The sequence below is a fragment of the Congregibacter sp. genome (genome assembly GCF_045107095.1).
Classification (GTDB): Bacteria; Pseudomonadota; Gammaproteobacteria; order Pseudomonadales; family Halieaceae; genus Congregibacter.
Map to the genome: position 1 here is coordinate 1 of NZ_JBGCFU010000100.1, position 15236 is coordinate 15236.

The window sequence follows — 15236 nt, forward strand, 5'->3', positions numbered from 1 at the left end:
CCTGTCTTGGTAGACCCGCCCGGATTTCCGCGGCGGGTTTTTTTATGAGGCCTCGCGCTCGGTTTCAAAAGCCTTATAATCAGTGCAATGCAAAGCCAATATTGTCTAGAAAATCATCTGCCAGTCCCTCGGATTCACGTCTGTGATCAGCAGCAAACGCTGTTCGGGGCTTTTCCTGACACCACCCTTGAGTCCCATCGTGAAACTGCGTCGGCGGACATTCCTATCTTTGGAAGCTCTTCGTTGTGGCGGATGTCGTCGGACAAGGACCAAGAAGACCATGGCGATGACGGTGGGCTCGCGCTGCAGGAAGCCAAGCCCAAGCTGAAGCGGCCCCCGCTTTATAAGGTGGTGCTGCTTAACGACGACTACACTCCCATGGAGTTTGTTGTCGAGATATTGGAAGTGTTCTTCAAAATGAACCGCGAACAGGCTACGCAGGTTATGCTCACCGTGCATACCCACGGCAAGGGCGTTTGCGGTATTTATACGAAAGATATCGCTGAAACAAAATCAGCACAGGTTAATCAGTATGCACGCGACCACCAGCATCCTCTGCTGTGTGAGATCGAAGCATCCGAGGACTAGCTCATCGAAGGAGATAGTACATGCTAAGTAAGGAACTTGAGCAGACGCTGAACGACGCTTTCCGCGCAGCTCGCTCGCGAAGACACGAATTTATGACCGTGGAGCATCTGTTACTGGCATTACTGGATAACAACGATGCCATTCGTGTGCTCAAAGCATGCGGCGCGGAGCTCAGTGCTCTCAGAGGTGATTTGGTCGAGTTTATCGATTCAACGACACCATTGATTCCAGAGGACGAGCAGGAGAGAGAGACTCAACCAACATTGGGCTTTCAGCGTGTACTTCAGCGAGCCGTGTTTCATGTCCAAAGCTCGGGACGCAGCGAAGTTACGGGCGCGAATGTTCTGGTAGCGATTTTCTCTGAGCAAGAGTCCCAAGCCGTTTACTTCCTTAAAACCCAAAGCGTGTCGCGTCTAGACGTGGTGAATTACATCACTCACGGCATTTCCAAGGTTGACGAGGGCGACGAGCAAAACGGGAGTGAGCCTGAAGCCGAACGCGCTGAAGGCGCAACCGAAGAGGGCGAGAGCAATCCGTTGGACAGCTTTGCTACGAACCTCAACGAGGAAGCTCGTGAGGGCCGGATCGATCCATTGATTGGCCGATCTTCGGAGGTAGAGCGCGTGATTCAAGTTCTGGCACGGCGACGCAAGAACAATCCCCTGCTTGTGGGTGAGTCCGGCGTAGGCAAAACCGCAATCGCCGAAGGCCTGGCCAAGCTCATTGAAGATGGCGAGGTGCCTGAGATGCTCAAAGGGGCCGAGGTGTATTCTCTGGATCTTGGATCCCTCCTTGCCGGAACCAAATATCGTGGTGACTTTGAGAAGCGTTTTAAAGGACTCCTTGCCGAGCTCAAGCGGCGGGAAGGCGCGGTGCTGTTCATCGACGAGATTCACACGATCATTGGCGCCGGGGCCGCAAGCGGCGGCGTCATGGACGCGAGCAATCTTCTCAAGCCATTGCTGACATCTGGCAGGCTGCGCTGTATCGGTTCTACAACCTTTCAGGAATACCGTGGCATATTTGATAAGGACAAGGCACTCAGCCGACGCTTTCAGAAGATCGACGTCATGGAGCCCAGCACTGACGATGCCTATAAGATCCTTAAGGGCCTCAAGTCGCGATTCGAAGAACATCACGGTCTGCGCTATACCGATCAGGCACTGCGGGTAGCGACTGATCTGTCCGCGCGTTACATCACCGACCGTTTTCTCCCGGACAAGGCCATCGATGTAATCGACGAAGCCGGCGCCTATCAGCAGCTTCAGTCTCCGTCAAAGCGCAAGAAGGTGATCGGCAAACATGATGTCGAGGCCGTGGTGGCGAAGATTGCGCGGATTCCACCGAAATCGGTGAATCGCAATGACAAAGACGTACTCCTCAAGCTAGAGAGCAATCTCAAGATGGTGGTGTTCGGTCAGGACGACGCGGTAAGCAGTCTTTCAACCTCCATCAAAATGGCTCGAGCGGGCTTGCGGGGCGGTGATAAGCCCATTGGCTCCTTCCTTCTGGCAGGCCCTACCGGCGTCGGTAAAACTGAGGTGACTCGGCAGTTGGCCAAAATTTTGGGACTGGAGCTCATCCGCTTCGATATGTCCGAATACATGGAGCGCCACACGGTGTCTCGCCTGATCGGTGCGCCTCCGGGCTACGTGGGCTTTGACCAGGGTGGTTTACTGACTGACGCAGCGACAAAGCATCCTCACGCGGTGGTGCTGTTGGACGAAATTGAAAAGGCTCACCCCGAGGTGTTTAACCTGCTGCTACAGGTAATGGACCACGGCACCTTGACCGATAACAATGGGCGCAAAGCAGACTTCAGAAACATCATACTTGTGATGACGACCAATGCGGGAGCAGAGACAATCAGCAGGCGCTCGATTGGCTTTACGGCGCAGGATCATAGTACTGATGGAATGGAGGCGATCAGTCGCATGTTCACTCCAGAGTTTCGTAACCGATTGGATAGCATCGTGCAGTTTCAGCCCCTGGGTGAGGACGTCATTCTCACGGTGGTGGATAAATTCCTTGCGGAGCTTCAAGGGCAGCTGGACGAAAAACGCATCACCCTGGATGTCGACGAAGATGCCCGTCTATGGCTTGTTGAGAAAGGTTACGATCAGCACATGGGGGCAAGACCCATGGACCGTGTGATTCAGGATCACATTAAAAAGCCACTAGCCGAGATGGTCTTGTTCGGCGCGCTAGCGAACACCGGCGGCACAGCGCTAGTGAGGCTCAACGCTGCGGGGGATGGTCTTGAGGTAAGCGTGCCTGAGCCTGAGGACTCGCCGGCCGACGAGTTGGCTGTAAGCTAGACTGGAGGTTGCGCAGTCGGTGCCAGAGAGTATGGGCGCCGGCGTATTGTGTTTTACGCGCTGGCTTTACGCGATGGTTTTACGCAATAGCTTAGCGCCGATTAGCGCTCGCGATAGGTAATGCGACCTTTTGTGAGGTCGTAAGGCGTAAGTTCTACGCGCACCTTGTCACCGGTGAGAATACGAATGTAGTTCTTACGCATCTTTCCCGATATGTGGGCGGTTACCACGTGATCGTTCTCGAGCTTTACTCGAAACGTGGTGTTGGGAAGGGTGTCTACGACTTCACCTTCCATCTCAATCTGGTCTTCTTTAGCCATTCATTTGCTACTACAGTAAAAAATCAGCGCGCATTCTGCCCGAAAAGCCCTCTGAGAGCCACAGCAAAAGCGTGTGAAAACTGGGGGTTGTGACTGCATAGGGCGCCATCACTTGCCTAATGTTCGCTGGCCATGGCTAGAACCCCTCAATTTAGAACCTTTCAATAAGGCCTTCAGTAGAGCGCTGCCACTGGTTGTTGATGAGTGTTTCCAGGGGTTGATAATCGGATTTGTAGGACATCTTGTCGCAGTTGCGTATCCAATAACCCAGATAAACGTAGGGTAGGCCCAGGGACTTACTGCGTTCTATCTGCCATAAGACAGCGTAGCGACCGAGGCTACGAGCATCTTCCTTCGGGTCGAAAAAGGTATAGATCGCAGACAAGCCGTCGAGCATAACGTCGACAACCGCCACCGCCACTAATCGTCCCTTGTCGCGAAACTCACAATACTCAGTGCAATCCCAGGGGTTGTTAAGAAACGATTCGAACTGATCACGGTCGGGAGGGTACATATCTCCATCAGCGTGCCTTGCACGAATGTATCGATCGTATAAATCGTAACTCTCATCATCTGAAGCAGATGTACGAATAGATACTTCCAAATCCGCGTTGCGTTTTAGGCAGCGACGCTGGCTACGGTTTGCTTTGAAATCGTTGACATGAACCCGAGCAGGTATACAGGCGCTGCAGTGGCTGCAGTGAGGACGATAGATATGGTTTCCGCTGCGACGAAAACCCAACATGGAAAGGTTGCTATAGAGCGTTTGATCCACGGTCTGCCGTGGATCTATGAACAGTGTCGTCGCTTCTTCCTCTTCTAGATAGCTGCAACGGTGCGGATAGGTGGTGTACACCTTTAGATCGCGCAAAGACGACGTCATGTTGCTTCTCGAACTTTGGAAGGTCGGCAGAGCTTCAAATCAGCTCGCCTGTGCTCGCTGGGAGCGTCCAATTATCAGGGGATGTTTGCATTGCAATAGTGTGCTGAAGTCGATTCTCAAAGTCCACTCGGGATACATTCCTTGCCCCAAGACTGTTCAGGTGTTCACTCTCAATTTGGCAGTCAATAAAGCCGCCGCCGTTTCTCTTCAGTATGTACACCAATGCAACCAGAGCTATCTTTGAGGCGTCGGTTTCGCGTGAAAACATGCTTTCGCCAAAGAACGCACCTCCGATAGAGACTCCATACAAGCCACCGACCAGGGCTTCCTCACGCCACACTTCTACGGAGTGCGCGTAATCCTGTCGCTGTAAGTCGCTGTAAGCACTGATCATCGCCGCATCGATCCAAGTTCCCTTTTGATCAAGACGAGGAGCAGCACAGGCTTTCATTACCTCGGAGAAAGCTGTGTCGACGCGTAGCCTTAGCTCATTCCGTCGTAGTTTCTTGCGCAGGGAACGAGAAACACGCAGCTCGTCCAGGAGCAAGATTGAGCGAGGGTCTGGTGTCCACCAAAGTACCGGCTGGGGGGCCTCGTACCAGGGGAATATTCCGTGGCGGTAGGCTGACAACAGTGTTGCGCTATCAAGCCTCCCCCCAGCGGCAAGTAGACCATTAGGGTAGGCGAGGGCTTCACTACTGGGAGGAAAGTCCTCGCCGGGTGCCAGGTGATTCAGCAGTGGCACGGAGTTTGGCCCCAGGGAGAAAGAAGAGAGAGGCTAGGGTGTTTAGCCAGCCACCTCGTCAAGATACTTCTCGGCATCCAGCGCAGCCATGCATCCAAAACCTGCCGATGTGACAGCTTGCCGATAGATATGATCGCCCACGTCGCCTGCCGCAAAAACACCAGGAACGCTTGTGGCCGTGGCGTTACCCTCAATGCCGCTGTGGACCTTGATGTATCCGCCATTCATGTCCAGCTGCCCCTCAAAGATGTCGGTGTTGGGCTTGTGCCCGATGGCGATGAACACGCCAGCGAGTTCAACATCTTCACTGGCACTGCCGTCAGTGGGGGCGATGCGCATACCTGTCACGCCAGTGTCGTCTCCGAGGACTTCTTCCAGCGTGTGATTCCAACGAAACTCTACCTTGCCTTCGGCTTCACGGGCGAACAGGCGGTCCTGCAGGACTTTTTCCGCTCGCAGGCTATCGCGACGGTGTACCAGGATGACCTTCTCAGCCAGATTGGATAAATACAGGGCTTCTTCTACTGCAGTATTACCACCACCGACCACGGCGACACGCTTATTGCGGTAGAAGAATCCATCGCAGGTCGCGCAGGCGCTAACGCCTTTACCCAAAAACTTTTCTTCACTGGGCAGGCCAAGGTACTGAGCAGAAGCACCGGTAGAGATAATCAGCGCATCGCAGCTGTATTCTCCGGATCCCTTGAGCTTGATGGGGCGAGAACTGAGGTCGACGGAGTCAATGTGGTCAAAGACAACCGATGTTCCAAAACGCTCCACATGCGAGAGCATGTCCTGCATGAGACCGGGGCCCTGAAGGTCATGGGCACCACCGGGCCAGTTTTCGACCTCCGTGGTGGTGGTCAGTTGGCCGCCTTGCTGCATGCCGGTTATGACTACGGGATTAAGGTTCGCGCGTGCCGCGTAGACAGCTGCGGTGTAACCAGCAGGGCCGGAACCCAGTATGATCAGCTTATGATGTTGAACGTCGGACATTGTGTGGTGGTCTCATATAAAAAGGCGCCCATGGTAATAGATGGCTGCTCTCTGATCAAAGATCAAATTAATATCAGGAAATTACTTTAAGCTATTGAATAAAATAGAAAACATCGTGAAACTAACGCCTCGTCATAGAGGTTATTGAGATGCCGCGGCAACCGACAGAGGCTCAGGATCCAGCGTCCCCGCGTTTGCGAGAGGGATTGCTGATCGCCGTTGCTGCAGTCTGCGCTTATGTGCTGGTGAGTCTGGTGAGTTATTCCCAGGCCGATCCGGGGTGGTCAGGCACCGGTTCCGGAGGGCAGGTGCGCAACCTAGGGGGCCCCACGGGCGCCTGGCTCGCTGATGTCTGCTTTTCCCTCGTAGGTTATCTGGCATACCTGTTTCCGCTGATGCTAGCTTACCGTGCCGCATTGTTGTTTGCCGAAAGGCAGCAGCCGAAGGCATTTTCCGGCGCCGCACTCAGTGTTAGAGCGCTGGGACTGGCGCTGGTTATGGCTTCAGGGACGGCATTGGCCGCGCTTAATGTGGGTTCCGCCGGCCCCTTACCTCAGGGCGCGGGGGGAATAATAGGCCTGGCTTTGGGCTCCGCAATGGACACGGCCTTTAATGGCTTTGGAGCACGACTCATTCTGGTCGCGGTGTTTTTGTTCGGAATGACGATTTTTACGGACTTAAGCTGGTTACGCTTGATGGACCGCTTAGGGGGCCTCGCGATACACGGCGTCGGCACCGCGAAGTCTCGAATACTGAAGTTTCGGGACGATGTTCAGGATCGCAGGGCAAGAGAGAAGCAGTTGGAAGCGCGACGCCAGGTCATTGACCAGCACGTCGAGAAAGAGAAAAAACGTACACCACCAAAGATTAAGCCGTTAAAACCGCCACCGGAGAAGTCCGAGCGGGTAGAAAGGGAAAAACAGGTTCCACTCTTTGATGCCCCTGTGACGGGAGAGGTCCCACCGCTCGAAATACTGGACGAGGCCGAGCGCAACTCCGGTGACGGATATTCCCCTGAAGCTCTCGAGAAACTTTCCAAGCTGCTTGAACTGAAACTCGCCGACTTTGGAATTACCGCTGAGGTGACGGCTGTGTATCCTGGTCCAGTCATCACCCGTTTCGAGATTCAGCCGGCGGCTGGCGTTAAGGTCTCGCGAATATCCAATCTCGCAAAAGATCTCGCCCGATCCCTCGCCGTGATTTCTGTTCGCGTTGTCGAGGTTATACCCGGAAAGAGCGTTGTAGGTATTGAGATACCCAACGAGCACCGCGAAATTGTTAACTTCCGGGAAGTGCTGTCGTCCCGAACCTTTGATCAATCCAAGTCCGCATTAACCTTTGCGCTGGGGCACGACATCTCCGGCCAGCCGGTGGTGGCTGACCTGGCGCGTATGCCGCATTTGCTGGTCGCCGGGACTACGGGTTCAGGTAAGTCCGTTGGTGTTAATGCCATGCTCATTAGCCTGCTGTACAAGTCTACACCGGCGGATGTGCGCATGATTCTGGTCGATCCAAAAATGCTGGAGCTGTCTGTGTACGACGGCATACCTCATCTGTTAACACCCGTTATCACCGACATGAAAGATGCAGCCAACGGCCTTCGCTGGTGTGTCGCTGAGATGGAGCGTCGCTACAAACTAATGGCGTCTCTGGGTGTACGTAATCTGGCCGGCTACAACCGTAAAATCCAGGATGCCGTAAAGGCTGGCGCTCCTCTGGAAGATCCGCTTTGGGTGCCGGATCAGTTATCGATGACACCGGTGGATGAACAGACCGCGCCGGCGCTTGAGGCTCTGCCCGCAATCGTTGTCGTGATCGACGAATTTGCAGATATGATGATGATCGTCGGCAAAAAGGTTGAGCAGCTGATCGCGCGAATCGCGCAAAAAGCGCGGGCCGCGGGAATCCACCTGGTACTCGCAACCCAGCGTCCTTCCGTGGACGTCATCACCGGTTTGATCAAGGCAAACATTCCTACCCGAATTGCCTTTCAGGTAAGTTCAAAAGTTGATTCGCGAACAATTCTGGATCAGGGCGGGGCTGAGCAGCTCCTCGGGCATGGAGATATGCTGTACATGCCGCCAGGCAGCAGCTTATCGACCAGGGTGCACGGAGCATTTGTGTCCGATGATGAGGTTCATCGTGTTGTTGCAGACTGGAAACGTCGCGGCGAGCCTGCTTACATTGAAGGCTTGCTTGATGAGGGGAGCAGCACGGCTGTGACTCCCGGAGAGTTGCAGTCCGAGGCTTCTGAAGGTGATGAAGAGAGCGATGCGCTTTATGACGAGGCCGTGCACTTTGTGACCAAGAGTCGACGCGCCTCTATATCCAGCGTTCAGCGGAAACTGCGCATAGGCTACAACCGCGCGGCGCGGCTCATTGAAGCCATGGAGGCCGCGGGCGTTGTCACAGAGATGGGCACCAATGGTCAGCGAGAAGTGATCGCCCCGCCCCCATTAGAGGATTGATCGTGTCAAAGGTTTTTACCACCCTAACGTTGATTGTGTTTTGCTTATCCGTTGCGCTGGCTCAGGCGGAAGAGCAGGGCGAACAAGAGGAAGTGTGGCGCTTATTGGCGTCCCAGTTGCAAGCCAGCGGTGAGTTTGTCCAGGAGTTATCTGACGAAGAGGGAGAACTGCTGGAACGCTCAAGGGGACGTTATGCGGTTCTTCGTCCCGGGTATTTTCGCTGGGAGATAAGTTCGCCAGATCAACAGTTGATCGTAGTGTCGGGACCCAAACTTTGGCATTACGACATGGACCTCGCTGCAGCCACGCTACGGGATACTTCAGAAAACAGAGAGTTCACGCCGCTAGAACTACTTGCGGGCGAAAGCGAAGAACTTAAAGAGAAGTTCAATACACAGACTATAGGGCCATCACGTGTACGCCTGATCCCTACCTTTCCGCAGGCGGGTTTCGCATGGGTGGAAGTTACCTGGAAGGAAAGTGACGTAGTCGCGATGGTTGTCGAAGACCGCAGTGGGCAGCTAATTAGCTTGGCGCTTACCCCGGACGTGAATCCTGTGGAGCTCACGGCAGCAGACTTTGACTTCGTTCCTCCTGCGGGCGTTGATGTGTATGAGCCTTCTGATTATTAAAACGCCTCTATGACCGATGATTTGTTTGGCGCGCCGGCGACGACTCAGCCCCTAGCGGCAGCGCTGCGGCCGTCCACGGCGATCGAGGTAGTAGGGCAAACCCATCTCCTTGCTAAAGGAAAGCCCCTGGCACGCTGCCTCAGCGGTGAAGCACTGCATTCGATGATTCTTTGGGGGCCTCCAGGCGTCGGAAAAACAACGCTGGCACAGCTACTTTGCGATGCAAGCGGCAGTCGCATGCTCAAGCTATCCGCGGTTATGGACGGAGTGAAGGCCATACGAGAAGCGGTCGCTGTGGGCGAGGCGGAGCGCGCTGGTGGCCGACAGTGTGTGCTCTTCGTCGACGAGGTACATCGCTTTAACAAATCCCAGCAGGATGCGTTTTTACCCTTCGTGGAAAATGGCACGCTGACGCTCATTGGGGCGACCACGGAAAACCCGGCCTTCGAACTCAACTCCGCATTGTTGTCCCGAGCCAGAGTTTACCGACTTCATTCCCTAAGCACTGCGGAACTTGAGTCCATTCTGCAAAGGGGGGAGGCAGAGGTTTCCCTTACTCTGACTAATGCACAGCGGGAACGCATCGCTCTGGCAGCGGATGGCGACGCGCGGCGGGCACTCAACCTACTGGAGCTCGCTGGCAGTCTTAGCGGCGATGACGGCAGTTTGGATGAGGTGGGTTTAGAGGAGGTCATGAGGGGCTCCCCTCGTCGTTTTGATAAAAATGGCGATAATTTTTACGACCAGATATCCGCTCTACACAAGGCTGTGCGGGGAAGCTCACCCGACGCAGCACTGTACTGGTACTGCCGCATGCTTGATGGCGGCTGCGATCCCCTTTACCTCGCCCGTCGGGTGATTCGTATGGCCAGTGAGGATGTTGGCAATGCCGATCCACGGGCTCTGAGCCTCTCGCTGGATGCCTGGCAGACTCTGGAACGGCTGGGCAGTCCTGAAGGCGAGCTGGCTCTCGCCCAGGCAATCACCTATCTGGCGTCTGTTCCAAAGAGTAATGCTGTGTACACGGCGTTTAAGGCCGCTCAGCGCGCTGTGTCCGAAGGAGGCTCAGAAGAAGTCCCCGTCCACCTGCGAAATGCCCCTACATCACTGGCCAAATCCGAGGGCCACGGCGCTGACTATCGTTACGCACATGATGAGACCGACGCTTTTGCCGCGGGCGAGAGCTATTTCCCTGAATCCCTTCACGGGTCACGTTTTTACGACCCTACAGATCGGGGTTTGGAGGCGCGGATCAAGGCTCGACTGCATGATCTTAGGATACGGGATCGATTAGCGAGTCGCCGGCGGTATCCTTAAACCGACGGAACCATGGCTTCTAGTGCTTAACGGAACCGTCTAAACGCTTTACAATCCGCGCTTTTCTGCGAGCGACGAAGATGCAGCATCTGGTTTTTATTGCACTCGGTGGCGCCTGTGGTGCGCTCGCTCGCTATGGGCTGTCTACCCATGCACATAAGCTCTGGAACCACCCTTGGCCGATGGGCACGTTACTCATCAATTTCAGTGGATCCCTATGCATTGGGATACTGTTTGTGATGCTCGAGCGCGCGACCCTTCATCCCGATTGGCGCAGCGTTCTGATGGTGGGCTTTTTGGGGGCGTTCACAACCTTTTCGACTTTCTCCCTCGAAACGGTAGAGCTGTGGCTGCAGGGGCAGCCAGCGATGGCTGCGGCGTATGCTTTAGCGAGTGTCGTGTGCTGCGTTGGCGCAGCGGCTCTGGGAATTTACTTCACGCGCAGCTTGCTTGGGTAAGCTGCTGACATAGGAACTAGGCAAGACAATGCTGGATATTAAAGAAGTCAGAAAACATCCCGAAGACGTCGCTTTGGCGTTAGCGAAGCGGGGTTTCACCTTCGACGCTGATGCCTTCGAAGCTCTTGATGCTCGTCGCAAGACGGCAGACGTTTCCAGTCAGCAACTGCAGGCTGAACGAAAGAGCGCCAGCAAGAAAATAGGCCAACTGGTCGGCGGCGGTATGAGCGTCGATGAAGCAAAAGCCTCTGTGCAGGAAACACTAGAGGAAATCGCCGGACGCCTGGAACAAGCTGAATCCGAAGCACGTGCCGTGCAGGTAGAACTGGAAGATTTTCTACTGGGTGTACCCAACCTCCCAGATGAGGATGTTCCTGCGGGCAGCGACGAAGACGACAACACGGTTGTGGCGCACTGGGGAGACGTTCCGAGCTTTGACTTTGGGGTGAAGGATCACGTAGATCTTGGGGAGGCTCTTGGTGGCCTTGATAGCGAAATGGGTGGCAAGATCACCGGCTCACGCTTTACCGTCATCAGCGGCCCATTGGCGCAGCTCCACAGAGCACTGATTCAATTTATGCTTGACCTGCACACGCGGGAGCACGGTTGCACGGAGCTCAATGTGCCCTACATAGTGAACAGTGACTCGCTGCGGGGAACTGGCAATCTACCCAAATTTGCAGAGGATCTCTTTCGTCTGGAGGGCGATCAGGGCTATTACCTCATTCCCACTGCCGAGGTTCCAGTAACGAACATCGCTCGTGATCGTATTTTTGAAGACAGCGAATTGGGAGAGTCGGGCGTTCGCTTTGCCTGCCACAGCCCTTGTTTCCGCAGCGAAGCCGGTAGCTATGGTCGAGACACTCGCGGCATGATCCGCCAACACCAGTTTGAGAAAGTAGAGCTGGTCTATTTGACGCGTCCCGAGCAATCGGCCGAAGCCTTGGAGCAGCTGAGCTCTCAGGCCGAAGAAGTCCTTCGACGCTTGGAATTACCTTATAGGAAGATGCTTCTTTGTGGCGGTGATATGGGTTTCTCAGCGCGCAAGACTTACGACCTTGAGGTTTGGTTGCCGGGGCAGGGTAAGTACCGAGAAATTTCATCCTGCAGTCTGTTTGGCGATTACCAGGCACGACGGATGCAGGCACGCTGGAGAAATCCGGAGACCGGCAAGCCGGAACTCCTCCACACGCTCAATGGCTCTGCGCTGGCGGTTGGACGGGCAATGGTCGCGGTTATGGAAAACAATCAGCGCCAAGATGGCAGCATTGGGATTCCTAAGGTGCTTCAGTCTTACATGGGTGGCCAAACCGAAATCGTGAGCCCCTACTAGCGCGAGCGCTGATGGATTTTTTGCCTATAAACCTGCGCCTGCGGGATCAGCCCGTAGTGCTGGTGGGAGCCGGCGTTGTGGCGGCTCGCAAGGCTCGATTTCTCTTAGGTGCGGGTGCTGATCTCACCGTCATTGCACCCGAACAAGACGCTCAGTTCCGCGCATTGGCATCGGAGCACAGTCTGGTATGGCACCAACGTCCCTATGAAGAGGGCGATTTGTCCAGCGCTATTATGGTCATTGCCGCGACACCTGACCGGGGCGTCAACGAATCTGTTCATCGAGAAGCCACAAGCCGGGGCATCCCCGTGAATGTTGTGGACTCACCAGATCTGTGCAGCTTCATTTTTCCTGCGATTGTCGATCGATCACCGCTTACTGTTGCTATTAGCAGCAGTGGTGCGAGCCCGGTGCTGGCTCGCTCCGTGCGCAGTCGCATCGAGGCTATGTTACCCGCGGCAACAGCAGATATAGCTCGATTTGGCCAATTACACCGCGACAAAATTCGTGAAGTGGGCGCGAGCGAAAACGAGCGGCGAATAATCTGGGAGCAGATTATCAATGGGCCCATTGCGCAGTTGATCTTAAGTAATCGCTGGCAGGCCGCGGAACAAGCATTGGCTGAGCTTCTGGATGGCCACAACGGCCAGCCCCCCGGTGAGGTTTATCTCATCGGCGCGGGTCCCGGTGACCCCGAGCTAATGACCTTTAAAGCCCTGCGGCTATTACAGCGAGCGGATATTGTTCTTCACGACCGCTTGGTCAATCCGGACATCGTGGCGATGGCGCGGCGAGACGCCGATAAGCTGTATGTGGGCAAGCGCCGGTCAGATCACAGCGTGCCTCAAGAGCGTATCAACGAGTTGCTCGTGGAGCTCGCTCAGGACGGAAAGCGCGTAGCTCGCCTGAAAGGCGGTGATCCCTTTGTGTTTGGACGGGGGGGCGAAGAGATTGAGCTTTTAGCTCAGAAGAACATTCCTTTTCAGGTTGTTCCGGGTATTACAGCTGGGAATGCTGCCGCCTGTTATGCGGGGATTCCGCTAACGCATCGGGATCACGCCCAGTCGGTGCGGTTTGTCACAGGCCATACCAAAGAGGGGAAACTTCATCACCGCTGGGAGGAATTCCTCAGCGAGACTGAAACCCTGGTGTTTTACATGGGCCTCGTAGGTTTACCAATTATCTGCAGGGAGCTCATTGCTCACGGACGCTCGCCAGACACTCCCGTAGCACTGATAGAACGCGCGACATCCCCGCAACAGCGACTTCTGAGTGGCACCCTAAATAGCATAGAAGGACTGGTGGAAAGTGCAAAACCGCAAGCTCCCACTTTGATTATCGTTGGCAACGTCGTAAGTCTTGCAGATGAACTCCGGTGGTTCGGCAGTGGCTGAGGCGAGATTGCTTTCAGAGTTTCGCTACCATCAAAGGCTTCTGCGGTGGCTAGGGGTGATGCTGTTCATCGTAAGTGCCTGGACTCTTTCGACGTTGATTCCAAGTTATCTCGCGCTAGCACCGGCGCAAACATTGTCAGGTCAGAGTCTGGCGTGGTCGCTGTCTCAGAGCATTACCGCGGACCTCGACCAAGATAAGCTGCAGTGGGCAGCCGAGAGACCTGGCCCTCATTGGGCGTCTCGCGCATTGAGCTTCCCCGCAGAGGCCGAGTTTGTAAGAGTCGAATTTTGTTTAAACAACGACGTTCCCGCGGAAACAGCGGCGGTTCTTTTAGCGTCGGTGCGTGATGGACGTCTGGATTTCAATCGTCAATACAGGATGAACAGTTTTTACAGCGGGGTGGCGGGGGAATGCTTTAACGAGCCTATACCTCGTAGAAGAGGCGATGGCCCCGCCATTTTTCAAATCCAACTGATTAATGGGCCGGCTGCCCTATCGCTCAACAGTCTGGATGTGACGCCCCTGGAAGAAAACCCAGTTTGGAGAATCACCAGAATGGGGATGCTTACACTGGGCATTGTGCTTATCGTCCTGGTGCTAAAAGACTATCTGGCAGTCCGGCCTCGCATTCTGGTTTTTGCTGGCTTGATGACCGTACTGGGAATACTTTTCGGTTGCTGCGTCAGTGTCAGCTTAAAGGCGGACATTTATGAGCTGCTAACCGGTGGGCGCAGCATTGATGCCAGACATAGCATGCAGGCTTTGTTGCAGACTCAGTTCCCGCTGGGAGGGTTTTCCTTATTTACCTTTATGCATGCCGTGTTGTTTTGCGGCGCAACGTTTTTTCTCGGCCTTGCGAGGCGCTACGCATGGCTGGATATGTTGATGCTGGCTCCAGCGACAGAAACCTTACAGTTGTTTGTACCGGGGAGGGGCCCCGGTACACGGGATATGCTGGTGGACTGGTTCGGTGTCGCCGTCGCTGTACTCCTAGTCTTCCTGCTTCGCCGCAGTCAACGCGTACGCGCGTTCCTGGAGGACCAGGGCGTCAACGAGAATACTACCGGCCTCGGATAATAAAACGTCCTCACTGGCTATTTCTTCGGCGGAGACAACCTCCTCAGGAACTTCTTCGATCTCGGCGTTATTGGCGACTACATCAACTGTCGGGGAATCAGCAGCGCCGTCCGCAAGCTCTTCGGATGTCTCGCTATTTTCTTCAACCCCATCCTCGCCGTCACCATCCTCTTCATCGAGATCATCCAGAGAAGCGATGGGCTCTTTACCTAAGGCTGCCCGACGACGATTTTCAATCTTTACGGAGCGCGCCTCGCGCTGCTTACGCTCTTCGCGACGCACAGACTCATTCAAGGACACACTGGTAATAGCTCGATTTTCTTCAGCGACCGCTAACTGATCCTGCAAGTACAGGAATTCGGGATTGCTCTTGCTTCGAGTTTCGAAGATCTCTGTCAGCTGAGGCACAAGGGAGTCTACGTTGCTGTAACGGCGGTGGCGCACGGGATTGATCTGATCCCAATCCAGGGCATTGTCCAGCGCTGATTCGCCAATCTCCTCAGGATCATAAAGTGACGGAAAGCTAATATCGGGCACCACGCCTCGATGCTGCGTGCTGTCTCCGGAAATACGATAGAACTTACTTTCGGTGATTTTCAGCTGGCCTTCGGTGAGAGGGACCATGGTCTGTACCGTACCCTTACCATAGGAGCGATCTCCGACGATGAGACCTCGGTTATAGTCCTGAATAGCGCCAGCAAAAATC

The 15236-nt window shown here is 54.8% G+C and carries 14 protein-coding genes; 9 read left to right on the forward strand and 5 right to left on the reverse strand.

Going from position 1 to position 15236, the window contains the following annotated elements; translation table 11 throughout:
• The first annotated feature begins 252 nt into the window (after positions 1 to 252).
• Entirely contained in the window at positions 253 to 588 is a 336-nt protein-coding gene (gene clpS / locus AB8B76_RS12795) for an ATP-dependent Clp protease adapter ClpS (RefSeq protein ID WP_405273045.1), read from the forward strand.
• A gap of 20 nt (positions 589 to 608) precedes the next feature.
• Complete coding sequence (gene clpA / locus AB8B76_RS12800) at positions 609 to 2906, forward strand: ATP-dependent Clp protease ATP-binding subunit ClpA (protein ID WP_405273026.1); 2298 nt, start codon at positions 609 to 611, stop codon at positions 2904 to 2906.
• Between the two features lie 101 nt (positions 2907 to 3007).
• On the opposite strand, the gene infA is transcribed toward clpA, so the two are convergent.
• The 4 genes from infA to trxB all read right to left on the reverse strand — a co-directional run bounded on the left by infA (position 3008) and on the right by trxB (position 5850).
• On the reverse strand, positions 3008 to 3226 hold the full coding sequence (gene infA / locus AB8B76_RS12805; RefSeq protein ID WP_008295635.1) for a translation initiation factor IF-1: 219 nt from the start codon (positions 3224 to 3226) through the stop codon (positions 3008 to 3010).
• A 151-nt stretch (positions 3227 to 3377) separates the two neighbouring features.
• Positions 3378 to 4109 (reverse strand): arginyltransferase, encoded by a 732-nt coding sequence (locus tag AB8B76_RS12810; RefSeq protein WP_405273028.1) that lies wholly within the window; start codon positions 4107 to 4109, stop codon positions 3378 to 3380.
• Positions 4110 to 4143: 34 nt separating this feature from the next.
• Complete coding sequence (gene aat / locus AB8B76_RS12815; RefSeq protein WP_405273030.1) at positions 4144 to 4854, reverse strand: leucyl/phenylalanyl-tRNA--protein transferase; 711 nt, start codon at positions 4852 to 4854, stop codon at positions 4144 to 4146.
• A 42-nt stretch (positions 4855 to 4896) separates the two neighbouring features.
• Positions 4897 to 5850, reverse strand: a complete 954-nt coding sequence (trxB, locus tag AB8B76_RS12820) for a thioredoxin-disulfide reductase (protein ID WP_405273031.1) — start codon at positions 5848 to 5850, stop codon at positions 4897 to 4899.
• Positions 5851 to 5999: 149 nt separating this feature from the next.
• On the opposite strand from trxB, the gene AB8B76_RS12825 reads away from it, so the two are divergent.
• The 7 genes from AB8B76_RS12825 to AB8B76_RS12855 all read left to right on the forward strand — a co-directional run bounded on the left by AB8B76_RS12825 (position 6000) and on the right by AB8B76_RS12855 (position 14530).
• Positions 6000 to 8318 (forward strand): DNA translocase FtsK, encoded by a 2319-nt coding sequence (locus AB8B76_RS12825; RefSeq protein WP_405273032.1) that lies wholly within the window; start codon positions 6000 to 6002, stop codon positions 8316 to 8318.
• Between the two features lie 2 nt (positions 8319 to 8320).
• Positions 8321 to 8950, forward strand: coding sequence for an outer membrane lipoprotein chaperone LolA (gene lolA / locus AB8B76_RS12830; protein ID WP_405273034.1), 630 nt, complete (start codon positions 8321 to 8323; stop codon positions 8948 to 8950).
• 9 nt (positions 8951 to 8959) lie between these two features.
• A complete protein-coding gene (locus tag AB8B76_RS12835) occupies positions 8960 to 10267 on the forward strand; it encodes a replication-associated recombination protein A (protein ID WP_405273037.1) in 1308 nt (435 codons plus the stop codon).
• Between the two features lie 80 nt (positions 10268 to 10347).
• Positions 10348 to 10725, forward strand: coding sequence for a fluoride efflux transporter CrcB (crcB, locus tag AB8B76_RS12840; protein ID WP_405273038.1), 378 nt, complete (start codon positions 10348 to 10350; stop codon positions 10723 to 10725).
• A 28-nt stretch (positions 10726 to 10753) separates the two neighbouring features.
• Positions 10754 to 12058 (forward strand): serine--tRNA ligase, encoded by a 1305-nt coding sequence (gene serS, locus AB8B76_RS12845; protein ID WP_405273039.1) that lies wholly within the window; start codon positions 10754 to 10756, stop codon positions 12056 to 12058.
• 11 nt (positions 12059 to 12069) lie between these two features.
• Positions 12070 to 13452, forward strand: a complete 1383-nt coding sequence (cysG, locus tag AB8B76_RS12850; protein ID WP_405273040.1) for a siroheme synthase CysG — start codon at positions 12070 to 12072, stop codon at positions 13450 to 13452.
• Positions 13424 to 14530 carry a VanZ family protein gene (locus tag AB8B76_RS12855; RefSeq protein ID WP_405273041.1) on the forward strand — a complete coding sequence of 369 codons (1107 nt, stop codon included), beginning with the start codon at positions 13424 to 13426 and terminating at the stop codon, positions 14528 to 14530. Before cysG ends, AB8B76_RS12855 begins: the two co-directional genes overlap by 29 nt.
• Here the strand turns inward: AB8B76_RS12855 and AB8B76_RS12860 are convergent.
• Positions 14444 to 15236, reverse strand: a 793-nt coding sequence (locus tag AB8B76_RS12860) for a carboxy terminal-processing peptidase (protein WP_405273043.1), incomplete at its 5' end; no start/stop codon positions are given. The genes AB8B76_RS12855 and AB8B76_RS12860 overlap by 87 nt on opposite strands.

Coding starts and splice junctions, on each gene's coding strand:
- AB8B76_RS12835 (WP_405273037.1), top strand. CDS start 8,960: ATGACCGATGATTTGTTTGGCGCGCCGGCGACGACTCAGCCCCTAGCG.
- AB8B76_RS12855 (WP_405273041.1), top strand. CDS start 13,424: ATGAACTCCGGTGGTTCGGCAGTGGCTGAGGCGAGATTGCTTTCAGAG.
- AB8B76_RS12825 (WP_405273032.1), top strand. CDS start 6,000: ATGCCGCGGCAACCGACAGAGGCTCAGGATCCAGCGTCCCCGCGTTTG.
- crcB (WP_405273038.1), top strand. CDS start 10,348: ATGCAGCATCTGGTTTTTATTGCACTCGGTGGCGCCTGTGGTGCGCTC.
- cysG (WP_405273040.1), top strand. CDS start 12,070: ATGGATTTTTTGCCTATAAACCTGCGCCTGCGGGATCAGCCCGTAGTG.
- infA (WP_008295635.1), bottom strand. CDS start 3,226: ATGGCTAAAGAAGACCAGATTGAGATGGAAGGTGAAGTCGTAGACACC.
- serS (WP_405273039.1), top strand. CDS start 10,754: ATGCTGGATATTAAAGAAGTCAGAAAACATCCCGAAGACGTCGCTTTG.
- clpA (WP_405273026.1), top strand. CDS start 609: ATGCTAAGTAAGGAACTTGAGCAGACGCTGAACGACGCTTTCCGCGCA.
- AB8B76_RS12810 (WP_405273028.1), bottom strand. CDS start 4,109: ATGACGTCGTCTTTGCGCGATCTAAAGGTGTACACCACCTATCCGCAC.
- trxB (WP_405273031.1), bottom strand. CDS start 5,850: ATGTCCGACGTTCAACATCATAAGCTGATCATACTGGGTTCCGGCCCT.
- clpS (WP_405273045.1), top strand. CDS start 253: ATGTCGTCGGACAAGGACCAAGAAGACCATGGCGATGACGGTGGGCTC.